The 24,774-nt window shown below is 43.0% G+C and carries 23 protein-coding genes; 10 read left to right on the forward strand and 13 right to left on the reverse strand.

The annotated features are described in order from the left end of the window. Window positions 1-56: 56 nt before the first annotated feature. The 3 genes from GGD38_RS31350 to GGD38_RS31360 form a co-directional block, all read right to left on the reverse strand. The gene (locus tag GGD38_RS31350; protein WP_375303295.1) at window positions 57-920 is read right to left on the reverse strand and encodes an SDR family oxidoreductase; all 864 of its coding nucleotides are present in this window, start codon (window positions 918-920) and stop codon (window positions 57-59) included. 67 nt (window positions 921-987) lie between these two features. Beyond that, a complete protein-coding gene (locus GGD38_RS31355) occupies window positions 988-1,557 on the reverse strand; it encodes a Crp/Fnr family transcriptional regulator (RefSeq protein ID WP_375303294.1) in 570 nt (189 codons plus the stop codon). Between the two features lie 34 nt (window positions 1,558-1,591). Further along, window positions 1,592-1,864: a hypothetical protein gene (locus tag GGD38_RS31360; protein ID WP_375303926.1), complete on the reverse strand. Its 273-nt coding sequence runs from the start codon at window positions 1,862-1,864 to the stop codon at window positions 1,592-1,594. Here GGD38_RS31360 and GGD38_RS31365 point away from each other — a divergent pair. Both GGD38_RS31365 and GGD38_RS31370 read left to right on the forward strand, forming a co-directional pair. Then, window positions 1,858-2,811: a hypothetical protein gene (locus tag GGD38_RS31365; RefSeq protein ID WP_375303293.1), complete on the forward strand. Its 954-nt coding sequence runs from the start codon at window positions 1,858-1,860 to the stop codon at window positions 2,809-2,811. The genes GGD38_RS31360 and GGD38_RS31365 overlap by 7 nt on opposite strands. A 29-nt stretch (window positions 2,812-2,840) precedes the next feature. Beyond that, on the forward strand, window positions 2,841-3,248 hold the full coding sequence (locus GGD38_RS31370) for a DUF4345 family protein (RefSeq protein ID WP_375303292.1): 408 nt from the start codon (window positions 2,841-2,843) through the stop codon (window positions 3,246-3,248). Between the two features lie 10 nt (window positions 3,249-3,258). Here the strand turns inward: GGD38_RS31370 and GGD38_RS31375 are convergent, their stop codons facing one another. The 3 genes from GGD38_RS31375 to GGD38_RS31385 are packed head-to-tail and all read right to left on the reverse strand — an operon-like array spanning window position 3,259 to window position 4,984. Then, a complete protein-coding gene (locus GGD38_RS31375; RefSeq protein ID WP_375303291.1) occupies window positions 3,259-3,930 on the reverse strand; it encodes a hypothetical protein in 672 nt (223 codons plus the stop codon). A gap of 10 nt (window positions 3,931-3,940) precedes the next feature. After that, the gene (locus GGD38_RS31380) at window positions 3,941-4,453 is read right to left on the reverse strand and encodes a hypothetical protein (RefSeq protein WP_375303290.1); all 513 of its coding nucleotides are present in this window, start codon (window positions 4,451-4,453) and stop codon (window positions 3,941-3,943) included. 36 nt (window positions 4,454-4,489) lie between these two features. Further along, window positions 4,490-4,984 carry a hypothetical protein gene (locus tag GGD38_RS31385; protein WP_375303289.1) on the reverse strand — a complete coding sequence of 165 codons (495 nt, stop codon included), beginning with the start codon at window positions 4,982-4,984 and terminating at the stop codon, window positions 4,490-4,492. A 211-nt stretch (window positions 4,985-5,195) separates the two neighbouring features. On the opposite strand from GGD38_RS31385, the gene GGD38_RS31390 reads away from it, so the two are divergent. Both GGD38_RS31390 and GGD38_RS31395 read left to right on the forward strand, forming a co-directional pair. Next, the gene (locus GGD38_RS31390) at window positions 5,196-5,621 is read left to right on the forward strand and encodes a small multi-drug export protein (RefSeq protein WP_375303288.1); all 426 of its coding nucleotides are present in this window, start codon (window positions 5,196-5,198) and stop codon (window positions 5,619-5,621) included. Window positions 5,622-6,433: 812 nt separating this feature from the next. Then, window positions 6,434-6,667, forward strand: coding sequence for a hypothetical protein (locus GGD38_RS31395; RefSeq protein ID WP_375303287.1), 234 nt, complete (start codon window positions 6,434-6,436; stop codon window positions 6,665-6,667). Between the two features lie 123 nt (window positions 6,668-6,790). Here GGD38_RS31395 and GGD38_RS31400 read toward each other — a convergent pair whose 3' ends face one another. From GGD38_RS31400 to GGD38_RS31430, 7 genes are all read right to left on the reverse strand, one after another. Beyond that, window positions 6,791-8,125, reverse strand: coding sequence for a sialate O-acetylesterase (locus tag GGD38_RS31400; protein WP_375303286.1), 1,335 nt, complete (start codon window positions 8,123-8,125; stop codon window positions 6,791-6,793). A 145-nt stretch (window positions 8,126-8,270) separates the two neighbouring features. Beyond that, a complete protein-coding gene (locus tag GGD38_RS31405) occupies window positions 8,271-9,512 on the reverse strand; it encodes a serine hydrolase domain-containing protein (RefSeq protein WP_375303285.1) in 1,242 nt (413 codons plus the stop codon). Between the two features lie 184 nt (window positions 9,513-9,696). Then, complete coding sequence (locus GGD38_RS31410) at window positions 9,697-10,545, reverse strand: amidohydrolase family protein (RefSeq protein WP_375303284.1); 849 nt, start codon at window positions 10,543-10,545, stop codon at window positions 9,697-9,699. A 272-nt stretch (window positions 10,546-10,817) separates the two neighbouring features. Then, window positions 10,818-11,198 carry a YybH family protein gene (locus GGD38_RS31415; protein ID WP_375303283.1) on the reverse strand — a complete coding sequence of 127 codons (381 nt, stop codon included), beginning with the start codon at window positions 11,196-11,198 and terminating at the stop codon, window positions 10,818-10,820. Window positions 11,199-11,238: 40 nt separating this feature from the next. Next, window positions 11,239-12,015 (reverse strand): isocitrate lyase/phosphoenolpyruvate mutase family protein, encoded by a 777-nt coding sequence (locus GGD38_RS31420; protein ID WP_375303282.1) that lies wholly within the window; start codon window positions 12,013-12,015, stop codon window positions 11,239-11,241. Window positions 12,016-12,117: 102 nt separating this feature from the next. After that, window positions 12,118-12,957, reverse strand: coding sequence for a helix-turn-helix domain-containing protein (locus GGD38_RS31425; protein WP_375303281.1), 840 nt, complete (start codon window positions 12,955-12,957; stop codon window positions 12,118-12,120). 77 nt (window positions 12,958-13,034) lie between these two features. Next, window positions 13,035-13,391 carry a VOC family protein gene (locus tag GGD38_RS31430; protein ID WP_375303280.1) on the reverse strand — a complete coding sequence of 119 codons (357 nt, stop codon included), beginning with the start codon at window positions 13,389-13,391 and terminating at the stop codon, window positions 13,035-13,037. A gap of 379 nt (window positions 13,392-13,770) precedes the next feature. Here GGD38_RS31430 and GGD38_RS31435 point away from each other — a divergent pair, with 379 nt between their 5' ends. The 6 genes from GGD38_RS31435 (at window position 13,771) to GGD38_RS31460 (ending at window position 24,667) form a co-directional block, all read left to right on the forward strand. Further along, complete coding sequence (locus tag GGD38_RS31435) at window positions 13,771-14,646, forward strand: helix-turn-helix transcriptional regulator (protein WP_375303279.1); 876 nt, start codon at window positions 13,771-13,773, stop codon at window positions 14,644-14,646. Between the two features lie 79 nt (window positions 14,647-14,725). Beyond that, the gene (locus GGD38_RS31440) at window positions 14,726-15,580 is read left to right on the forward strand and encodes a hypothetical protein (protein WP_375303278.1); all 855 of its coding nucleotides are present in this window, start codon (window positions 14,726-14,728) and stop codon (window positions 15,578-15,580) included. 431 nt (window positions 15,581-16,011) lie between these two features. Continuing rightward, window positions 16,012-16,995, forward strand: a complete 984-nt coding sequence (locus GGD38_RS31445) for a hypothetical protein (protein ID WP_375303277.1) — start codon at window positions 16,012-16,014, stop codon at window positions 16,993-16,995. A 209-nt stretch (window positions 16,996-17,204) separates the two neighbouring features. Then, window positions 17,205-18,677, forward strand: coding sequence for a PP2C family protein-serine/threonine phosphatase (locus tag GGD38_RS31450; RefSeq protein WP_375303276.1), 1,473 nt, complete (start codon window positions 17,205-17,207; stop codon window positions 18,675-18,677). 3 nt (window positions 18,678-18,680) lie between these two features. After that, on the forward strand, window positions 18,681-20,465 hold the full coding sequence (locus tag GGD38_RS31455; RefSeq protein WP_375303275.1) for a serine/threonine-protein kinase: 1,785 nt from the start codon (window positions 18,681-18,683) through the stop codon (window positions 20,463-20,465). A 257-nt stretch (window positions 20,466-20,722) separates the two neighbouring features. After that, complete coding sequence (locus GGD38_RS31460) at window positions 20,723-24,667, forward strand: FtsW/RodA/SpoVE family cell cycle protein (RefSeq protein ID WP_375303274.1); 3,945 nt, start codon at window positions 20,723-20,725, stop codon at window positions 24,665-24,667. Window positions 24,668-24,774: the final 107 nt, after the last annotated feature.

Here is a 24,774-nt window from a genome sequence, read left to right on the forward strand (position 1 = left end):
GTATCGGACGAGCACCGGGGATCAGAAAAGGATCAAGACCAGTGATGATAAACGGCTTAAGCTAACATCTCCCTGAGTCCGTAGGCTTCCATGGTCTTGTTGAATTCAATCTGCGTGCCTTCGTTGATGGCGCCGATGAACTGCCCGGTGGTCGGGTCGACCACGGTTCTTACCGGTCGCTCACCCTTCGGCGCGCCGATCAGTTCGACCACCGCGTCGGCGATATCCTGTGGGTCCGGCTTATGGGTCTCAAAAAGCTGGCCGATGGCGCTAAATATTTTTCCGGGATAATCGTCAAGCGCTTTGTAGCCTTCGGCGACTGCGATGTCAGTACCCGTCTGTACTTTTGAACCCATTTCGGTGGGAAAGCCACCTGGTTCAAGAATGACCACATCAACGCCTAAGGGCCTGAGCTCGTAATAAAGGCCCTCACTCAGCCCTTCCAGGCTGAACTTTGAAGCACAATACATGGTAAAGAACGGGAAGCTGACCCGTCCAAAACCGCTGGTCACGTTGATGATCAGACCGTCAGACCGTTCACGCATCCCGGGCAGGGCCAGTTTCATCAGTCGCCACGGGCCGATTACGTTGATGTCCAGCATGCGCTGCAGATCGGCGGGGGTGGACGTTTCTCCTACGCCGAACATACTTGCTCCCGCATTGTTCACCAGAACATCGACCTTTCCTTCCGCGGCGATAATGCTGTCGAAAGCTTTTTTGACACTTGCTTCATCGGTCACCTCAAGGTCCACGACGGTAACATTCTCCACCCGGGACAAGGCCTGTGCCTTTTCCGCATTTTTACCTGCTGTATCTCTCATGGTGGCATAGACCTTATGCCCCAGGGCTGCGACACTTTGAGCCGTCAGCCAGCCGAACCCGCTGTTGGTACCTGTGATCAGTACGACTTTTTTACTCATTTTTTACCATTTATACAAATGTTGGAATCTTTTACTCGTAACTGTTTATCATATGGTAAAAAATGAGCTAACGCAGATTTTTTCTGATCCTGCTGAGCGATTGCTGGGTAACGCCGACATAGGAAGCGACGTAGGCCAGCGGGATGCGGGTGACCAGAGTGGGAAAGCTTTCAAGGAATGATAAATAACGCTCGGTAGCATCGTTGGATACCATCGGACTGCGTCTCGATATGGATTCGTTCAGGCATTTTTTTACCATTTTGGTCTCTATGGCCTCCCAGGTCACGATCGTCGCCAGCAGTTCGTCCCAGTCTTTCCTCGTAAATACGAGTAGTTTGCAATCGGTGACGGTCTGTATGTATTCAGCCGAAATGATCTGCGCCTCGAATCTTGGAAAATCCGTGATGAACTGGCCTTCGCCGACAAAATAGTGGGTGACCTCCTGACCTTTATTATTGTAATAGCAAAACCGAAGTACGCCTTCCAGAATGAAGCCGACCTGCTTTGGCACTTTGCCTGCTTCGGAGAAGTAAGCCTCTTTCGGAAGTTCGAGAAGGTTGGCTTTGCTGGTCACCAGTTGCGCCTGCTGTTCATTCAGTGTACCGAATTGCTGTAAATAATCAAGGAGTTCTTGCATACAATAAAGATCACAATAATTTCAGGGCAAACATTTACCATATGGTAAAAAATAACGACGCTAACGATTCAGGCGAGTATCGCTTTATCCCGGCCGGCCGTATGATCCGGATCTGCAGATTGCTGCTGCGAAGTCGTCCAGCTAAAAAAAAATCATCGGCATTGAGCTCCAGTGATCCGTCGGTTGCGTTTTGCTGCAGTCGACATAGAGCAGGCTCCATGAATGGTGTAGCGCTTGTCGTTGGTGAGATAGCCGAAGCCACTATCATTAGAAAAAAGAAAAGACCTATCTTTAATTTATATGACATCTTTTCACTTAGCCTATTTGTCGCTCATACTTTCAATGATAGGTTTTGGGATCCGGGCGAGCGCCCAGATCTTTGAAAAAAAACCTATACTACATGGGGATTCTATTGTCTTTCCATTGATACTAATAAACGGATATCCGTTCATTACAGGATCCGTAAACGGTGTAAGCGGCAAATTTATGTTCGATACAGGCTACGGGACATCAATATCGCTAAATGATAATTTGATCAATCTCCCCGACAAAAAAACGAAAAGTACCGGTATCACCGGCAGCGGGCATGGCTTCACGACCAATACAAATGATACCATCAAGGAAGTCACATTCACAAACGGTATTATCTATCGAAATCTTGAAAACATCAGCAGTGGAAACTATGATTTTCTGGAAAAATATATAACGCCTGATTGCCTTGGCTACGTAGGCCATGATTTCTTTACCGGCTATCTTTTTAAGCTGGACTATATCCACAGAAAGGTCACCTTCTATAAAAGCTCTGCTGAAAGGAACAAACACAAGGATTTCCTCAAGGGCGAGAAGGTATTGGCGGTTATCAGTTTTGAGAACAGAAAATTGCCGAATCACCCGATGGTCAAACTATCGATAGAAGGGATCAGTGTTTTAGGGGCCTTTGACACGGGCCAGAATGGTTTGCTGCAATTGGATGAACCATCCGGCAAGATATTGAAAGGGCGTGGTTTTGTTCGAATTTCCGGTATTGACAGCGGAGGCGATACAATATTGACCGTAAAGAATCTGATCATTGACGGAAAATATAAATTTACCTTAAAAGGTGTAGAACTCTCTTCTTTGAAAGGAACGCAGGTCATAAGAAGAGAGCTTGCGATAAGCGAACCGAACCTGATGAATTTGGGTTATCGTTTCTTTTCGCAATTTAAAACGATTTGGAATTACGCCAATAACAAGATTTACTTACTGGAATACTGATCGATCCTTAGGAAACCATTGGTAATGCAATGAATTTAACACTTAAAGCTTCAGGTCTAATCATAATTGCTGCCGGCATTGTATTGTCGTTCAAGCCCGACCTGGTAAGTCCATCCGCGTCCCAATATACCGGTTATGAGATGATAGAAAGCAGGGTCAAGTGGGGCCTACTTATCGGGTTTGGTATTTTCCTAACTGTCTTTCAGCGCTGGGGCCAATGGGGACCAACAACATGGGCAATATTGGCAACATTGACCTTTGGTATTATTATGGCAAGACTGATCGGATTTGTCCTGGACGGATTTTTTATTAAGCAGATTCTTTGGCTGTTGATAGAAGTTGTAATAGCCTTGATTTTTTCTTTATTGATCACATCCTTCACCATTTTATGGCTTACAAAACCTAACCCAAAAGAAAATATTCATACAAATGGATGAAGGGTATCGCTCATACCTTTTGCTTTATTCCTTCTAGCTTTAATAAATACTCTTTTATATTAAAAGCAGGATTAGGATTATCGTTGTACTCTCTTGTTATCACTCGTTGAGATAGAAAGAAATCGTACCCTCTCTGGAAACATCCTCTTTCGTTATATTCTTTGGCCAATAGATATTTATTTTCCCAGCCTAAAATATCATTTATCTTTTTTAGCACAGATGGAACTCTGTAATGGTTTAAGTTATATCGCTCCAAATTCCAAACAAATGAATAGCTATCTTCATCAAAAGACATAGGTAGCCAAATGTCAGACTTTGTTGATAATGCAAAAGATTGCTGGAATGTCCGAAAACCATCTAAACAAAATATATCAGAATGAATTTCTTCGCCCTGTTCTGTATAGATAATTGTATCTCCTTTTATCCCAAAATCAAAACAGTTGTGCAGAAAATTATCTGCCTCAATTAAAGTAACCAACTCGTCTACATTATTATATTTCAGTTCTTCGTTCTTGCCTTCCAAAGATCTTGGAAGCAACATCTTAGATTCTATTAGAATAAACAACACTTTTTTTAGATCTGACACAATCTCTGGATACGGTGCTATGTCATAGTCATAACCATATTTTTTACTATCAAAATGCCAGCTTCCCCTTAATTTCCTTGGTGTATATAATTCCATATCCTAATAATTAACGCTCTCCTTTAAACTGAGTTCCGTTAGTAGTTTCATCACACGAAACCCCTAAAAAATATCTATCTCTAAAATTGGCTTTATAAATAACTTTACCCGGCTCTGGTTTTTGACCTTTTGAATGCAATGGGTAAAAATAATAATCATAAAATAGCGTATGTTTTTTGCTGCCATTGAAGTGAATAGATGAAAGGTTAAAAACAATATTCTGAAAGAAATCATTCTCGTAAACCTTTTTATTTTTCACCTTGAAAAATGCCCAAAGCACAGATCTGCAATTTTCTACATTATTACCTGTCATATGGCTTGTAAAGTTTAAAAAAATAATCAGATCAGTCACGCCTTTCCAGTCTATAGCATTGTTCTTTTCGGCCACATCAATCACCAGGTCAATTGAATGGTCAGGCACCAGGAACTTATTGTCCGTGCTCCGCCACTTATTTAACTGCCCATCAAAGAAAAATTTATGTAGGGTGTCGTTAACTGACAATTCCATTATTTCTTCCTTCATAATTTTATTTTAATTGAAACCTGTCTTTAATGAGCCTTACTGTAGATTATATTGTACGTTTAAGAGCTGATCGCCCCTGAAGTTTACTTCCCATGAACTGGAGCCTAAATCTTCACCCCAGTGTGCGTAATAAGGGAAATATAAAAACGAGTACCCGAAAACATTTTTCTGATCGCCTGCTTTGTAACAACCCTTATATGTAATTCCGGATGGTTCAAAAATAACATCCTTTAAAAATGCGTCAGAATAATACTTTTTATGTGTGGCCTTAAAAAATGTCTCCAAAACAAATTTTGCATCGTCCAGCTGTTCATTTACCTGCTTGCTGCTCCCGGTGATAAAATCAATAAAGCCGGTTATTTCGTTCCAGTTTATCGCTTCGCCAGTATGTTCTACTTCAATTTTCAGGTCAACGTCATAGGTGCCTATCAGCGAAATATTTTCAAGAACCAGCCATGTATTTGCTTCTTTCTCAAAATGGAATGAATAACTGGCTCCATTGACTGTTATTTCTTTCAACCTTTCGTTCATATATTACAAATTTTCCTGACTTTATTAACAGTTCTTAAACATCTAAGGTAAAGGTTAAGAATTAAACACTAAAGACCGGCAAATAGGCTCCATTAAATCTTTTCCACGTCAGAAGATTGGCTAATATTGCATTACGTAAACAGGTGCTGGAATATTAAGGATGGCTCCTACGTTAATTATTAATCGAAAAATCGGGTTTTACTATCAAGATATGTTACTAAAAGCACTTACCGTTGCCGGCCTTGCCACTTTTGAGATCTATGCAGCCATTCCCGCCGGATTTGCCTTCGGTTTATCACCATGGACAATTTTCTTCGCAAGCATTACGGGTGGTTTAATTGGAACTTTTGTCGCAGCTTTTTTAGGCGATAAGATCAGGGCGTTTTTTCACAAGAAGAAGCCTACTAAAGATGCCGCAGAAAAAAAGCATCCTATGATGCTTCGTTTATGGAATAAGTATGGCATAATTGGACTGGGTTTTATAGGAACAATGTCTGTTGGCGCACCAATAAGTCTGGCTGTGGGTATTGGGTTAAATGCAAATATCAAAAAGCTGGTTACCTGGTGCTGCATTGGTGTTATTACCCGTTGTATTGTATTTACAATGGTTGGACATTACGGATTAAAGTTGCTGTAGGTCTGGCAGTAATTAATAGTTATTTTGCCCCAATTAGCTTTAAATTTTCGCTTGTAATTTGTTTTTCATCTGCTATAGATCATTTTTCGTAAAAGTTAGATTAAAATGGAGCCTGGTTATCGTATAAACGAGAACACTTGGTATTAAATGTGTAGCATTTAGTATTAAATCGGCAACACTTAGTTTGTTTTTAGCGATTATTAGGTTATGGAATAGAAAAATTAGATTAATTATCACATACCATAAGTTAATGATCGTAGCAACTAAGCTTATGATCGAAGTGATAAAGCTTATTATCGGAGTTACTAAGTTTATGATCATAGTCACTAAGCTTATGACCATAGCAACAACCCGTTTGATTGCCATTATTAAGCCTGTTTTTATAATACTAAGTTTAGTATTACCTATAGTAAGAATTTTGTTGCGATCATGAGGGTTATTTTGGGAAAAGTTTATTTTAAATTCCCGATTGTAGCTTTATAACGGTCAAATAATCATTATTATAACCGGGTTTAAGCTTAATAGCAGGAAAATGATGCTATAACCGGGTGATTGTATGCTATAATCCCTGCATATTAATTTATGATGTCAGGGTTTTGGTTTAGAAAAGCCCAAATTGTGATTATAGCGCCATAAAAGAACTTATAATGGTAATTTCTTATCTTATAATAGCTGCATTTCAACTTATATCTCCAAAAATATCCCTATCTCACCCCGTACCCGTAAAAATACGGAACTAAAAACCGTGAAACATTTGGGCTGGCTCAATTTCAAACGAAGTAAATTGAGGCATAAACTTGATCCCAACTCAAATGAACACTATTCACAATAGCATAGAAGAGCAACGCTGGGCCATGTTGGAAATGCGCATCTTATTAGAGCAGGTGCAAAGTACATACGGTTCCAATCCACCCGCAGATATCCTGCTTGCAATAGCTCAAATAGCCAAAGCGAACCTGGCCAAATCAATGCCTCATGTGCGCAAGCTGAACGATACCGAAGGCATTGAAGAGTTTTACAAAAAGAATGATCTTTCTCTTGGCTAATGAGTAAACGTCAGGGGATTATTTTTAAACGGTCGACCCGCTTTTATCCAATATTTCCTGAACGGCATTTTTTTCAACAAAACTTGCTACTATCTTCCATCTAAATTGCGGGCCTCTATTTTATCAATTAGTACCTTCAGGAACATTTGTTTGATAGGGCTCTGCCGGTAAGCCGGCCTTATTATAAAGATTGGGTTGTGCATCTTCTTTCCAGGCAAATCGTAACGCCTTTGGCCTGGGTACTTCAGCTGCGCTTACCTGAATATACTTATTATCCTTAATTATTCCAGTAGCAGGGTAAAACCTGCCATCTGCTCCCGCCAGTTCAAAACCTGTTACCTTGCTGCTGTCATGTGCTATCAGTCCTAAATGAGCATTCACGAAATTTACACGGGCCACATGGTTGTTAAAACTTACACCTGCAATACGCGGACCTTCCGATACCTGCTTTATATGATAGGTGCGGTCGAGCGCCAGCCAGGCCAGCCGTTTTCCAATTTCCCATTTGTAAGCAGGGTGAAGGTCTTCCACTTTATCAACCAGGTCGGTGGTAATTATACGGGCAGTGTTCTTTGTTAACGTAAGCACTTTATCCTGGGCCGCGCGAAAGTAAGCCAGGCTGCGATCATTGAGTTTGACTTTACCTTTGTAACCACTATAGTAGTAAGGGGCAATCTGCACGTAATAAAAAGGAAGGTTGCTATTATTCCAAAGCCCTCGCCAGCTGTTAATGAGCAACAACATACTCTGCGTATATTCTTCCCGCTGGTTCAACATACAATTGGTTTCACCCTGGTACCAAAGGAAACCGCTTAATGCGTATGGGGCTAAGGGTTGAATAAGACCGGTGAAAAATTTCCCGGCCGTTTCTTCTGTTGATTTTGATGTATCGGTTTTTGGTGTGGTAGAACGTGCCGGTAACCAGGGCTCAATAGCCGAGCCGGGCATGGAGGCGGCAATCATACCTACAGGTACATGCAAACGCGATTGCAATTCTTTTGCATAATAATAACCGGCTGCGGAAAATTGACCTACCCAGGGATTTTCAGCCCTTTGCCAGCCTTTATTTCTATCACCGGGTTTGTTAAGATCGCGATGCACAAGAAAAAGCCGTATGGATGGATTGTTTTCTTTGGTCACCTGTATCGAATCTAAACCCTGCGATCGTTTCGCATTATACCAATGGCCGCTTCTGTTCATGGTATATTCCATATTGCTTTGTCCCGAACAAAGCCAAACTTCGCCTACCAATACATCTTTGTATACAACGGTATCTTCACTAATTACAAATAACGATTGTCCAATGCTGTCTGCAGGCATGGCATCGAGCGAGAGTTGAAAAGAGCCATCTGCACCGGCTACGCCTTCTTTTACCTGTTTACCAAAGATCACTTTTACCGGAGCACCTGCCGTTGCCTTACCCCAAACAGGTACCGGTTTATTGCGTTGCAAAACCATATGATCGCCAAATACCAGAGGCAATTTAGGCCTGGCGCCTGCGCTCAATGCAGCAACTAATGCTGTGCAAAAAAGAAAATGTTTCAGATCTGTAGTGTTTTAATGAAAAAAAAGATCGATCGTTTAACAAACTGGCAATATAAGATCAATTTTTTGTTCCCCCGTCCTTTATGTATTTCCATCTCGCTACATATCTACATAACTCATTTTTCATATCTGTTATTTTAAATAGATAAGGCCCGGGTATTTGCCGGCCAACATTACACTGAGTGTACAGGTAAGTATTGTTGGCCGGGATGTACAACAGCTGCACCGAATTTCCAACGCCATCTCCTTCATGCCCAAATTGTGGTTCACTGCCAGGTGCATATTGAAAGTATTCAAGCCCAAGCCCATAATCGGGCTGTGTAGATTCCCTGCCCTGTACCCAGGTTTTCATTTCCTTTAGTGAAGTGGTATTTACTACTTTACCCTGTTGCAATGCCTCATAAAATAAGATCACATCTTTTGCAGAGGCAGCTATATTCCCATAACCATAACTGGCATTGGCCAAATGATTATTCCATTGTGTGCCGTTTTCCAGCTGGCTATTTCCCTTTCTGTCAAAATAATAGTTGGGAAAACCTAATTTGTCAATGGCCGTTTGCGATAGTACACACCAGGTATGCTCAAGATGTAGCGGTTGTACGATCTCTTCCTTTACAAGCTGCTCATACTTTTTGCGACCTGTCTTTTCCAGTATAAAATAAAGCAACAGATAATTGGTATTGCTGTACAAATAGTCTGTGCCCGGTTCAAATTCCAACGCCTTGCCATGTACGTACTTTATAGCCTGCATAGGCGTTGGCTGATCATAAGGGTGGTTAAACTGGTCCATCTGAAATTCCGGAAGCCCTGTAAAGTTCACCAGGCCCGAACTATGGTTCATTAACATGCGTACCGTTATCTTTTCAGGGTTTTCAATATTGGCCAATACCTCAGCTGTGAGGTAGGTAGAAATAACCTTGTCGGGGTTAATAAGCCCTTTTTCTTTATAACGCATTATTAAAGCGGCGGTATAGGTCTTGGTTAAACTAAACAACCAACCCGGCGTACAGGATTTAAAACTTTCCTGTTGTTCTGTATTCGAATAACCACCGCTGGTGAAATACCAGCCCTGGTTGTTCTTTACAACTACCTGTATTCCCGGAATGCCCTGTGCTATATATTTATTAATGATCTTCTGAATAGAATCCTTCATAGGATGGTCCTTGTTAACCTGTATATTCTCATTGCAGGCCGCCCGATGCCGTTTGTAAAGGTTTTTGTGACAGCTTACCAGGGAGAGTGTTATTAACAAAATGACGGCAAATAAAATACGATGACCGAATGATTGTTTCTTTTGCATTGAAATAGTGTTAGGGTAGCAAATTAAAATGCGGGCTACAGCTAAAAACCTTAAACCGGATACGTCAACTTTTGCGAAACCTGAAATGTCGATAAGGGATAACGAAATGCGTGGTGGTCTGAAATAGAAAAAGACTTTTCGTATTGGAAAAGTCTTTTATCAATAAACTTCTATGTATAAAATTTTATTGTTGCTGGTCTGCGATGTTCAATCTGTAAAAGCGAACGGCATTTACCCCAAATACATTTTCCCGGTCTTCAACTGTATACCTGTCTTCCATGTATTTTTTTACCAGGCTTTTCCATTGTACATAATTTCCCGATAACAGCATCGAAGGCCAGTCGCTGCCAAAGATCAGGCGGTTGGGGCCAAATGCATCAAACACCACATCGAGGTAGGGGTAAAAATCACTGGCATGCCATAAGCGCCAGGCTGCTTCGGTAAGCAAACCCGATAGTTTACACCACACATTCTGATGGCTGGCAAAATCTTTTATCCAGCTTTTCCAGTCTTCAATATGATTGTGTTTAATATCGGGTCGCGCACAATGATCTACTACAAACCTTTGGTAAGGGAACTTTTCAACCAGCGCAGCTGCTGCAGACCATTGCCGGGGATTCATTTGTAAGTCGTATGTGTATTTATATTTCTCCAAATAACTCAGCCCTCTTTGCCATTCTTCGTCAAGAAATATATCACCATTCTCATCTTCGCCTGCTGAATAACACCAGCCTCTTATTATTGGGAATTGTGAAAAATGTTCCAGTTTTTGCTTTACCAATGGGTCTTTAAGGTCTATCCAGCCGATAAAGCCTTTTATCTCGGGGTGAGTTTTAGCTATTTCAACCATAAACCAGGTCTCCAGCTCCGTTTTCCGGGCCTGAATAGCTACCAGTCCGTCAATATGATTTCTTTTTTCTGCTAATTCCAGGTGTTCAGGAAGATAGTCTTTGTGAAGAACTCTCATATCCTTGTTGATCCAGTCTGCCGGGGCTTCATATTTCCAAAAACGAACATGTGCATCTATAACCATAATAAATCAGTTTTAAGTTTTTAAACTTCCAATAAATGCGAACAATGCTATTAAATAAAGATGCTGAAAGAAGTTATGGCCATTCTAATGTTACTATACCATAACAAGTATTACAATCCAGGAGACAATAAGTGTTACTTAAATATACGAATATTTAGGTATTACAAATACCCTAAACGTTGTTCGAATGTTAAATACAGGGGATAAAAAATAAGGGGGCTTCGCCTTAAAGGCGAGGTCCCCCTGTTCTCATGGCTATACCCGGTTCCAGCTTAGCTGGTCATATTCTCCAGTGCTCCGAAAGCATGGTCTATCACAATTTTCCAGGTGCCATCGGGCTGTTCTTTCATTACTTCAATACCTTTGGCGCTGATTTTTACCTCCTGGCCATCGGTTATATTCCATTCCGACCGGCCTACTGCCAGGTTGCCTGTTTGCAAACAGTACACGGTTTTGATCTCCATTTTACCTTTTATCGATAAAATGACCCTGATGGCTGCTTCAAATTGTTCCCTGCCCGAAACCGGTTTACCGGGTTCCGGAACAATAATGCCATTGAAATCGTACATGCTTAAAACCGTATCTACATTTCCTGTATTAAAAGCCGCGGCTAAGGTGGCATGCGCATCCTGGGCTCTTGTAGGTAAGTTCATGGTGTTTGTTTTATTAATGATGAATAAATTGACTGAAATATTAAGCAAACAGGGGCGTGAGCTCATTGGCCGCAGTAATGGCTTTGGCCAATGTGGCAATGTTATCGTATACTTTATTGAACAGGAAGGGGCCCAGGCTTACCCTTTTTACACCCAGGTTTTGTAAAGTATCAAGATGGGGCAGGTTGGGTATACTCATTACATTAATGGGAAGCTTTGTATGTTTTACTGCCGCTTGTATATCTGCCGGTTCACTAATAAGTGGTAAAAAAATGCCATCGGCGCCGGCAGTTTCATATAACGACAGGCGCTTTGCTGTTTCCTGTTGTTTATTGGCAATGTTTAAAATATAGGTATCGCAACGAACATTGATAAACAGTTCAAGTTGTTCGGCTGCCAGTTTGGTTTTTATAAATGCAATTGTTTGCGCAAAGGTGCTGGCGTCTTTTAATGTTCTGCCTGTTGGTATTATGGTAGAATCTTCAAGATTAATGCCCGCAACGCCCAGTTTGGCCAAGGTTCTGCAATTGGCATAAATTTCTTCGTTTGTTTTGCCATAGCCCATTTCCATATCTATCGTAAGCGGTATTTTTACAACGGCTAATATTCTTTTAATGATAAACAGGTAATCTTCAAAGGGCATGTCTTCTCCATCCTGGTAGCCCAGCGCATTGGCAACAGCTGCACTGGAAGTGGCAATGGCAGCATAATTTTCCTTTTCAAGAATTTGTGCGCTTTTAGCGTTCCATGCGTTTGGTAAAACAAATAATGAACCTGACTGATGTAATTGTTTGAATTGTTGAAATGCAGTAGCCATTTTAAATTTATTTATGGTGTTTGAAATATGTATGCGTTGCTGTTATGCTTTGCAGGAACAAAATTAGTGGGGCTATGCGGCGGGAAATTGTATAAAACGGAACTAAATTGTTTCGGTGTGTTCTTGTGTAGTGTGGTTGAATGCCAGGGTTAACGGTGAAATGGCTGGGGTGTAGGCCGAAGGGGTATAACCGGTAAATGTTTTGAATTCTTTTATAAAGTGTGACTGATCGGCATAACCGCATTCGTAAGCAATGGATGTTAACGAAATGTCACCCGTTGTTACCAGCTGCAGGCTTTTTTGAAAACGGTGTATCTGGCTGTATAATTTGGGGGTAAGCCCTGTATGTTGTAAAAACAGTTGTTGCATATACCGGGCTGTAATACCATACCTGGCAGCCATGGTTTCCATAGTGAGCGGTATATCCTGGTGCCGTAGTGCATACATGAGGTTGTTAACAACGGCCAGTTTGGGTAACCTTTTGGTTGAAAGCGAAAGTTGTTGCAGTAAGTATGTTTCTACCAGCGCTATCCTTTTGCTCCACGAGCTGGTTTCAAGCAGTTGATTATGTAAGCCGCTTACGTTTTTGCCGTTAATGTCGCTATAGCTGCTTACCTGGTTGTTGAATAAACTAATATTGTCGTTTAATATGGCAGCCGCGCCATGCGGCAGCAACCGGATGCCCAGCATAATGTTGCGGCCGGTTGACTTAATTGAAAGTGGCCGGGCAAGTTGACCCCATAATTCAATAGGGGGTGTGGTAACAAATGTTTCTCCGTTAAGTGTATGCCAGTTACCACTGCCCAGGTTAAAGATGATCTCTGTACTGCCACTCGGAAATACCGTGTCTTCGAACGTTACAGCAGTATCAGCTTCATACACGAAATAGCATTTCACGTATGGTTGTAATGGCTTGCCTGGTTTTATTTCATGGTAGGTCATGACGGTAGATAAAGATACAAAAGGTTGATACACGAAATTATCAGGCGCCCGCTGGCTGAAATTGTATAAATCGGAACCTATCGCGACACTAAACCTACCATGTTGCCCTCGGGGTCGGTAAACCAGGCGAATTGTTTGTTATTGGGAAGAATTACCGGGCCAAACAGTTTTTTGCCGCCAGCTTCTATAATTTTCGTCAGGCTATCGTTAATGTCGTCAACCTGAATATAGAATAGCACATAATTGTTTGGTTCATGGCCCATTGAGGTGATCTGGCCCTGAATACCATCTACGGAGTTGGTGTTTATCAATGATGCCATGGGAACGCCGGTGGGCGTCCAGCCAAAAAGATCGGAGTAAAAAGAGGCCGTTTTACTCAGGTCCTTACAGCCGATCTCAAAAAAAACTACGGGGTTGGCAATAGACATTGTCATATAGTGTATGTTTTTAAAGTATTGTGGTTGCCTGTAGCGGGAAGCAATTGATGTTTATGCGGAGGATAATGGAAAAATGTTCACTATAATTTACTGAATTTTTCGCTATAAAACAACTGAATTATTGGAGGCAGCGAACCCCCATTTTAACATGTTAATGTAAGCTCAATTGGCAGTTGTTTTAACCTACTGCGAATGAGGGTATTATTTATATTGTTAACGTTATCAGAAATAAAATAAAATAATGGTACTAACGGTGAAAAGTTTTATTATAACGATGCCTGGCAAATGATCTGTCGCCGGCATATCATACATGCAGGGTTAGATGTAGGAGAATAACCTGCTGCTGTGTTTGTAAAGGATTTCTTTACTTTGTGTTATGTTAGTACGGTTTCCCACTTCAACTGTTGATAAAAGTGATTTAAGCGTTCTTCAATTAGGTAATACGCCCCTGGCGCGTTACCGAAAAGCAACTGCTGCCGGTAAAAGAACCAGCTTTATTACGGAACATACGTTGATCTTTGTTTTGCAGGGACATAAATACCTGCATATTGAGGAACAAACACATACTGCAGAGACCGGTCAACTGGTGCTGTTGAAACGAGGTATTTATGCTTTGAGTGAATTTGTGCCCGATGGATTGGATTATGAAGCACTACTGATATTCTTTACCGACGATTTTGTAAAGAAATTCCTGCACACACATCAGTTGTCAACAACAGGCGGTGCCGCAACTACAGCTCATTTGGTTATTCCTGTTAATGAATTACTGAATTCATTTAAGACCCAGTTCATGGGTTACTTTGGTAAAACCATACAGGGGCTCGAAAGCATTCTGCAATTAAAGTTGCAGGAGTTGATGTTGCTTTTGCTGGGTGGCCCGCAGGGACAGCAGGCATTGTCGTTTATGCAGGGTATTGCCTATGGCAAACCGCTCGATATTGATTTTATTGTTCGCAAACATTTACTGCAACCACTTTCTTTGGAAGAACTGGCCAAACTATCGGGCCGCAGCCTGGCTTCGTTTAAACGCGATTTTCAACTACAATATAACTGCGCACCCAAAAAGTGGATCAATGAGCAGCGTCTTGAGCATGCCCGCATGTTGCTTCAGCATTCAGGGAATAATGTTACCGAAGTAGCGCTGGAATGCGGTTTTGAGAATATTCCCCATTTTATAAAGATCTTTAAACAGAAATTTGGTTTCACGCCCAACAGTTTGCGGGGCAAAGAATCGGAGATCATCCCCGGCTAAAAACGAAATTATTTGAGCTTTTCCCGTTACCTCAATAGTTAGTTGCTGAAATACCTTAGCGGTATTAAAACTATTAAGGATGAAAAGAATGATCTCATTTGTAGCTGGTATAATGCTGGCAGGCAGCGTATTGGCGCAGGATTCAACCGGGTTGTCCTATCCTGAAAGCGTGATCTCCGATGGCAAATATCTTTACGTTAGCAATATCGGAAATGGAGGCCCTACGGGCAAAAATGGCGATGGTTTTATCAGCAAACTAACGCCAGATGGCAAGTTGATCTCAACCACCTTTTTCGAAGGAAAACTGAATGCGCCCAAAGGCTCAGCCATTATACAAGGCGCTTTATACGTGGCCGATATTGACCAGGTTATTGGGTTTAATTTAAAAACAGGAAAGCGGATCGTTGAAGTTAATGTGGCCGGCTCCGGCTCTTCTTTTTTAAACGATCTTACCGTTAAAGACGATCATACCCTGTTTGCTTCAGCTACCGATATAGGTAAAATTCTTGAAGTGAATGTAAAAGATGGAAGTAACAAAGCAGTTATTGACGTAAAAGGCGCCAATGGTGTTTATTACGATAAAGCCAAACAACGTTTATACTCCTGTAGTTTCAGCTTCGACAACCTGAAGGGCGGTGAAGTGGGCGTTATAAGCTGGAAGAACAACAGTCCGGTATATGAAAAGATCGGCGACATACAAGGTGCTTTTGACGGCCTTGCACTTATTAACGATCATACCCTGGTGGTATCTGACTGGGGCGCGTTAGACAAACCCGCTGGTTTTGTAGAAACAATCAATTTAAACACAAAGCAAGCCACCAAACTCAATTGGCCAGTGATCGCCGGCCCGGCAGATTTTTATTTCGATGCCGCGAAGAAGCAGCTTATTATACCGGCGATGGTGGAGGGGAAGGTGTTGTTTAAGAAGTTGTAAATATGTTAAAAGGCGGTTCCCTTTCAAAGGGAGCTCGCCTTTTAAATTGGCAATCGTGAATCGGCAATATCGGCAATCGTGAATCGGCAATCGGCAATGCCCCCGATTGTGCAGCTTCAAAATAATTATAAAGCCTTGAGGAGTATAAACCTCAGGGCTTTTGCATTTTCAGCAGCTTACCAATAGGCCGACTGCTGCATTATTATTGCCGATTGCCGACTGCCGATTCACGAATTAGGATCGGAAACTCATCATTTCCTAACATATCGTTAAACCAATATAGATGAATTGTTAAATAACTTCTGGCAGGGTTTTCTCCCCTACAAAGAGCATTCCATTTTATGTTTTCTTTACGAAGCGCACATTCGCAAATCAACTATTTTTAATTCGTACAAATGATCGCTGTAAACCAGGTTAAAACAGGAAATTCCATGAAGAAAAAATCAGGGGATTTTTTTTCCGCCCTCAAATCAATAATACTACCGGAAAGCAAAGACCAACGTTCAGCAAACGGCCCGGTTACCAACAACGTTATCTTAAAGGAGCTGCTCGATTGTTTCGACAATTCCTGCAAACGTGAATCGGTTGGCAAAAGTTTGTTGTTCAATATGCACTACCTCATCATTCTTCATCCCGAAGTATACGAGGAACGCTTACCATCTCTTCCCATCATTGTAAAAGAAGCGTTGAAGGCATTTTACGGTAAGCTTAAAAGTTATCAAAAGAATTATGATGAACTTTCGCCCGTGTCGTTTCACTGGCAGTTCAGGTTTGCGCCCGGTACCGATTTCAACCAGGAAAGAATAACGGTTGAAGATGTACGGGTTATTGGTATGCTTACGGGCCTGAAACCCATTGGCAGCGGCGGCGGCGACAGACACAATACGGCCAGGGTTACCATGAAATCAAAGGCTACCAATGTTTTTGATAAAATGGATATCAACCTCGATGTGCTGCGTCATTTACATTTTGCCGAGAATGGCACCTTTACGGTCAAGTTCAATCCCGAGTTAAACGTAACAAATGTGGCCGTTACCAACAATGCTGTGCAAAGAACGGTGCGTAACGATGCTGGGCTGGCGCGTATTGAATATTATACCGCTGACACCAGTAAAGATGCTGTTTATATCATGAAGGATACCGAGATCGTGATAGCCCGTAAAGAACCGGAGAACCTGGGTTACAGTAATTACCTGTTAATTGAATCGGGTTTTGTATCAAACCCGCATGCTCGTATCAGATGGAACGAAGCGCAGCAGTCGTTTCAGATAGCCTCTTTCAGTAACAACGAAACCCGCGTAAATGAAACGGTGATAGAGAAAAGTGAAGCTGGTAACCCCCGCTGGTTCGATTTGCGCGATAAAAGCCAGGTATTGCTGAATGGCATGGTAACGCTTACGTTCAAACAATTGTAAAAGGAAATTTCAAATTCCAAATTCCAAGTTCCAAATGTTCCGTCATTTTGAGATTTGTGATTTGGTATTTATTTGGAACTTGTGATTTGAGATTTGGAATTTTGTATTAGAATCTTCATAGCCAATGTTAAACACCATATCATCAATATCGTTATTTGTTTTTGTGATCATTTTACTAATTCGGCATTTTAAAAATCTGCCACGATAATATGAAAACTATTTTGCTCAGTGGCAATACGCATCCCGGTATGCGGCGTACGGAAAATGAGGATACCTATACCTGCCGTCAGCTATGGTCGCCCGATAAGGCGCTGCTGGTTGTAGTTGATGGGGTAGGTGGGTATGCAGGTGGAAAAAGGGCGGCGGCTATTGCCAGGGAATCTATTGACCAGTACATGCAAACGCCCAAAGGCGATACGCTTACCATGTTGCGCGAAGCGGTGATCTTTGCCAACAACCGTATAGCCGAAGAGCGTGCGCTAAATCCAAAGTACAGCGAAATGTGCTGTGTGCTTACTGCCGCTGTGGCCGATGCCACTGCCGGCACCGTTCATTTTGTACATGTGGGCGATACCCGCATGTATCGCTATCGCAAAGGCGCACTGCAAAAACTTACCAAAGACCATTCATTTGTTGGCTTGCGTGAAGATGCCGGTGAAATAACCGAACGCGAAGCCATGAGCCATCCGCAACGGAACCAGATCCTGCGCGAAGTAGGTTCTGCTATTCATCGTATAGACGATGAAGATTTTATGCAATATGGCCGGGAAGAATTATTGCCTGGTGATGGCTTGTTGTTGTGTAGCGATGGACTTACCGATATGGTCACCGCAAAACAAGTGGCCGAAATACTGGCCACCTCTGCCGCATTGAATACAAAGGTGAATAACATTATAGCACTGGCTAATGAAGCCGGTGGCCACGATAATATTACCGTTGTACTGTTAAAGAACAACCGCGCCAAACAAACGGTACAACCTGCCAACGGAACAAAAGTTAAAAAGACGGTAAAAGCAAAGACCTACACAACCGAAGTCGTTGCTGCAACTACTACTATTGAAAAAGCTTCCACTGAAACCACACCATTACCAACAGAGGACACTATAATTGTTAAAAAGACCGGCGGCAGTAACAAATGGGTAAAATGGAACATACTCGTAGTGGTGTTGCTGGCAGCCAGTAGCTGGTTCTTCTTTTCGCGTGAAGATTCACAAACAAAAACGCCTGAAAAGAATGACGAAGCAATTGCGCCTGCCAATGAAGATACCGGCAGCAAAAAGCCATCTTCCATTTTCAGCGGTCAGCATGCAGCGCCCTCAGGACCGGTAGTAACCAAAGCGCCGGATACTATAAAGTTGTTGGCCACAAAGAACATTGTTGATGTGCAACATTATGCCGATAGTGTAGGCAACAACCTGCTGCTGATGCCAGCCAAAGAGAAGGTGAATAAGTTTGCGGCAATAGAAATTAACAAATCATCGGGCAAGGCAGGCGATACAATTGTCATCAAAAACCTGCGGCTAAAAGGCTTTGAAACCGGTATTAAGATAAGCATACCGGTTCATGTAAAATTGGAGAACACATTTTTTGAAAACGTTAAGTATCCAGTGAGTAACATGGTTAAACCTGATACTACAAATAAAGGTCTCTCTGTACAAATGTCCAATACAGAGATCCAGTAATATATGGCAACATCCATTTTTAGAGAATATTTTAAAGGATACGAGATCCTGGGTGAAATAGGCAGGGGCAACGCCCGCGTGCTTAAAGCAAGGCACCTGGTTTCGGGTAACCTGGTTGCCATTAAACATTTTGCGTTTAATACCGATGCCGATACACTGCGCCGCTTTCAGCGCGAATCGGAGATCATGAAATCAATACAGCACGATCATATTGTTAAAATAGTCGACGTGCATCTTGATGCCGAACTGCCCTATATCGTAATGCAATTGATAGAAGGTGGTGATGTGCGCCGTTTGCTAAAAGAACGCGGCACGCTGGAAGTAGATACGGTTATACAACTGGCGCAACATATGACCGATGCCCTGGATGCCATTCACGCCAAAGGCGTGGTGCACCGGGATATAAAACCCGAGAACATCATGTACCGCCGTTTGCCCAATGGCGAACTGCATTTTTTGCTAACCGATTTTGGTATTGCCAAATTACGCGAGCAAACCAATACGGTCACCGGTTCTTCCATGCTCACTTATGAGTATGCTTCGCCCGAGCAGTTCAGTCATGCCCGAACCGTATCAACACCCACCGATTATTATTCATTAGGTGTTGTGTTGTATGAATGTTTAACGGGCACGGTTCCGTTTGCTTATAATGACGAAGACCTGTTGTGGCATATTAACCGGGTTATTGAATGCCCGGTACCCGAAATTGTGTTGCCCGACGACCGGTATATGCCGCCGGCCCTGTTACACTTGCTGCATTCGTTGCTTGGCAAACAGGCCATGCACCGGTTGAGCGATACCAATGTGGTAAGGCAATTATTACAAAAGGCCGCTCTTGAAAATGCACAGGGCCGGTTTAGAAAAAAAACATTACAGGCGCCGAATGTAAAAAAGGTTACCGAAGTATTTACTAAACCACTGGCTGCGCCAAAAGCGGTGGCCGGTAAAAAGAAAGAAATTGTATTTACCATATTAGGTGTGTTGCTGTTCAGCGGGTTTATGATGGGTATGTGGGCCGTGTTCCCGCATAAACAAACAAATGCATCGGGTGAAGAAGATACAGCCACTGTGCTGCCTGTTGATTCGGTAAACGTGGCTAAGGTAAACCGAAAGAGCGGCACGCCGCCCAATCAGCATTCGCTGGTATCACCGGCAGTACATGAAACACCTGTGCCCGAAACAGAACTGGTGTCTAATGCCAGTACTCCTGCACAAAACGATGCCGGCGTAAGCTTACAAAATGGAATGTATTACGATGATTTCAGTGATGGGGCCGATACCATTTGGGAAACCGGTAAAGATGAGAACAGCGAGTTCAAATTTGAGCGGGGAAAATATATCATCAAAGGACTAACCGATTCACTCACCTATCATGCTACCGTAAAGTTCGATCTGGATATACAACGGAACTTTAGTGTTTCGGCCAGCGCTACCCAATGGGGTAATGAACCCGATGAAGCCTATGGTATAAACTTCCTGGGCAATACCGACAGCGATGCCTATTTTGTTTATTACATAACGGCCGGCGGTTATTACGCTATTGGCGCCATGACCAATGGCGACTGGCACCCCATCATAGACTGGACGCGCACCGATAATATTCACAGGCATAATGAAATGAATACGCTTAGCATCGAGAAAAGAAATAACTCTATCTTCTTTTATATAAATGATAAAGTAGAAAATGTATTGCCCTTTACCGGCGGCTATGGCAATTGCTTTGGCATGCGGGTAGATGGCGCACAAACGGTAGCGTTTGATCAGTTGGTTGTTAAAGGAACTAAGTAGCATGGTTGAATGCTACAAGTTTATACCATAAAACAAAAGGCTGTAAGCTATAAGCTGCAAGCTGCAAGCAAATACAGCGGAGTTCCGAGCAAAGGAAATTGAAACCTGAAACTTGCAACTATTACTGGCGAGCCTCGAATGAGGAAACTGAGAACTAAAAACTAAGAACTAAGAACTAAAAATTGATGGACAACCCTCCAAAACATAGTTCCTCAAAAACCGAAGGCTGGATCTTACTAGCTGGGTCAGCCATATTAATGCTTGTTCTCTTCGTAAAACTATTCTTTACGCTTTATCCCAATTTAACCCGCGCCAATGAAGCCTTGCAAAGCGGCCGGGCCATAAAAGTGGAAGCTGTTCTTAATAAAGATTCTCTTAGGAAAATAATAAACAGCGGCAATTACTTCGCAGACGAGCGCGATGTAAACCTTTTGGTAGATTCTTTAGCTGCCCGTTTAATGACGGGTGGTGAAATAGATAACCTGGGCGCCATCAATAAAAGCGCATTTGGTTTATACGCACCCGTTAGCTGGAAGGCGCCTGAAGGGGGCGTTGATTTTCAGGGCCGGTTACAAGCTTCGCGCCAACGGCTGGGTTTCGATTCGGTGCTGTATCAAAAAGAATTAAAAGACCCCACCAATTACCCGTCAACCGTAAATGTTTCAACCGGTAATTACGAAATGGGTGGCCGCATTGTATTTCAGGGCGAACCAATGGCCGGTACGCTGGTTCAATTGCGCGAACATATTGCTACACTCGATGAAGATTCGTTGTACGATCATGTGGTATATGCACGCACCGGTAGTGATGGCGAATTTCATTTTACCGGGCTGAAGCAGGATTCTGGTTATAGCGTACTGCCATTAAAACCCGGTTATGAATTTGGCGCCCGCCAGGGAACCGCTAAGTTGGGTAAGAACAAGTCGTATACCTTCAACGCCAAACCGCATAAGATAAGGTTGATAGGCCCCATTGCATATGCTCAAATAAAAGAAGATGGCGTGTTGCTGGTGCGTACACCCGAAGAGTTCATTACCTCATACTGGCTAATAGCCGGCGGTTGTATACTGGCTTTCTTTTTATCGTACGTTATTTTATGGTTGCGTAAAAAAGAACCCGATGTATTTATACTGCCACTGCTGTTGTTGTTATGCGGCATTTCGATCCTGTTACTTTTTAGTATACAAAACCCGCTTACCGATACGCTGCATGCTGCCCAGGCATTACAGGGAGTAATAGTTGGTTTAGTTGGCTTTGTTGCATTTGCGCTTATAGATATTCGTAAACTCTATACCCGCTGGTGGTTCGATGCGCTGTTCAACTTCAAAAAGAAAAGTGTATATGGCCTTCGTGGGTGGACGTGGCTGGCCCTTGCCATCGGCATGGCATTACTTACCCTGTTGATAGGCACCGGGCCCGAAGGCAGTGGTGTAAAAGTGAACATACAGTTGGGTGGTTTTACCTTTCAGCCCAGTGAAATAACCAAGTACCTGTTGTTGCTGTTTTTGGCCGGGTTCTTTGCCTCCAATGAAGAAAACATCAGGAACCTGTCAGACATCCGATGGCGTTTTATTGTAAGCATGGGCGTGTTACTGGGTGTTGGTGTTGTGTTGGCCCTGTACCTGTTAATGGGCGATATGGGTCCGGCCATGGTAATGTGTTTTACTTTCTTATTCTTCTATAGCATAGCGCGTGGAAATTTATTAATTACACTATTAGCCGGTGTGGTGTATTGTGTGTTGCTTAATTACCTCCCCGGCTGGCTGGCAACCGCTATAAGTTTTGCTGCTGTTATTGTAACCATGATCGCGCTACGCCAGGTTAAAACGGTGAAGTGGTATGGTACTTTAGCGATATTGGCCGATGCACCATTAATTGTATTGCTCGTGATTGCCGCTTTTGCTTTTGGCGATCAGTTGCCCGGCATTGGCGACCGGCTGGCCGATCGTAAAGCCATGTGGTTAAGCCAGTGGGATAATGACGTTTTTGGCGGCGATCACCTGGCCCATAGTTATTGGACGCTGGCTTCGGGTGGTTTAACAGGGCAGGGCCCCGGCCGTGGTTTTCCCAACACCATGCCCGCCGCACATACCGATATGATACTGCCCAGTATTGGTGAAGAACTGGGTTGGTTAGGCCTGGTGGCTGTGTTCCTGTTATTTGGTATTCTTATTCATCGTTCATTCCTGCATGCCCGCCGTGCCGGGCAACCGTTTAGTTTTTACTTATGCGCCGGTATTGCCATTGCAACAGGTATTCAATTCCTGTTGATTGCCGGTGGTTCTATAGGCCTGTTGCCCCTCACCGGTGTAACCGTTCCTTTCCTGAGTTATGGAAAAATATCGCTGATCGTAAACTTAGCTGCTATGGGAATAGTAGCTGGTATTTCTTCCCGGCCCGGTCTTGCCATTCAAACAGAACACTTACGCAAATACTATGATTTTGTATTGGGCACCGGTATTCTGTTCTTCCTGTCGGGATTGGCGGTGCTGATGGTAAAACTGTACCAGGTGCAGGTGGTGCATAGTAAAGAAATTCTGGTAAAGAGTGCCCGCGTTATAAATCGTAATGGCTTGCCTATTTATAGTTACAACCCGCGTATTGATAAACTCACCCGCGTGCTGGCGGCCGGTTCTATTTACGATCGCAATGGTTTGGCCATAGCTACCAGTGAGCCCAATGATGTTAGAAAGAATATGAACGCTTATCTGGCTGCCGGTATCGATACAACACAGTTAGAAGATCTGATGCAGAAAAGGGTAGTGCGTTTTTATCCGTTCGAAGAAGACCTGTTCTTCTGGACCGGCGATTATAATACCCGTTTGTTCTGGGGACAAAGCAATGGTTATTTTGCCGAAGCGCGCCATCTTACATCACTGCGTGGTTATGCAACCAGTCCCGAAAAGCGGGATTATGTAAGTACCGAATACCGCCCCGATAAATTTACCAGGCCCGTACAAAAGACAATTAAACTGGTGAGTTATGATTATTCGCCACTGGTTGAAAGCCTGCAATCGGGCATTGATACCACCAACGAAGCGGTGCTAAAAATAAAACACAAAGACCGCGATATTCATTTAACCATCGATGCGGCCCTGCAAAAAGAAATTCAGGATTCATTACATAAAAGCAATTTCAAAAACGATCGTATTGCAGTGGTGGTAATAGATGCCGGCACTGGCGATCTGCTGGCCTCTGCATTAAACCCGTTGCCTGATTTGCAAATGCCCGATCTTATGATGTTGCCCGATAGGGAGCGTAACAAACTGCCCAAGCCGGTAACTGATCGCGATCTGGGTATGACGTATGCTACCGCGCCCGGTTCTACCGCAAAAATATTAACGGGTATGGCAGCCTTTAATAAAATGGGTACCGATGCCGCCAGGGTAAGATATAAGGATATTTATCGTAATGAGATATTCCGCGATAACCCCACCGAGCAGGAGCCCTTTATACCCAAGGTGAATTATGTTGATATGCATGAGGCCATTGTAAACTCAAGCAACATCTTCTTTATACGTATGGCCAATGAGAACAATTTGGAAGATCAGCTGGCGGCCTTATACCAGGCAACCGGTATGAATATAAGTCAGCGTGGTGGGTATGATTATGCACCAACGCTTAATAAACAAAAACAATCGGAAGAGCTGGCCTATTGGCAAAAGGAGGTGTTGAACCACGATCGCCGGGCGTATAACAACCCGCGTTTGTTAGGTACCAAAAACCGGTATCGCAGTCCGTTCAGTGGCCTGGCCTGGGGGCAAAGTACGCTTACCAGTACACCGGCCGCCATGGCCCGTATGGCGGGCGCTATTGCCAATAATGGGGTTATGATGCCATCGCGTTATATACTTAAAGAGGCGGGTATAAAACAACCTGTAGCCAGTGGTGTAGATGTAGCAGAGGATACAACCTATGCAGGTATTCTTACGCGGTATATGATAGATCAAAGTAATCAACCGTACAAACAGAAAATAAAGAACCTGGTGGTAGCTGGTAAGTCGGGTACGCCCGAGCGCGTTATTAATGGGGAAATTGAATCAGACGGCTGGTATGTGTTCTTTGCGCCAACACCAAATGGTAAGTCGCGCACCGTAACCTGTATTCGTATAGAAAGAGGTAAAGGCTCTTCCAATGCTGTGTTGGTAGCGAATGCTATTGCGAAGGTGTTGGAGAAGAGGGGGTATATAGTATCATTCTAATTTTAAATTGCAACTTAATGGTGCTAACAATAAGTTGCCGGTTTCCGGGTTCCTGTTGCCAGGCCTTGAATTTCGGAGCACCGAAATAAAATCGCGAATCCTGAAAT

The sequence above is a fragment of the Niastella sp. OAS944 genome (genome assembly GCA_024809215.1).
GTDB lineage: Bacteria > Bacteroidota > Bacteroidia > Chitinophagales > Chitinophagaceae > Niastella.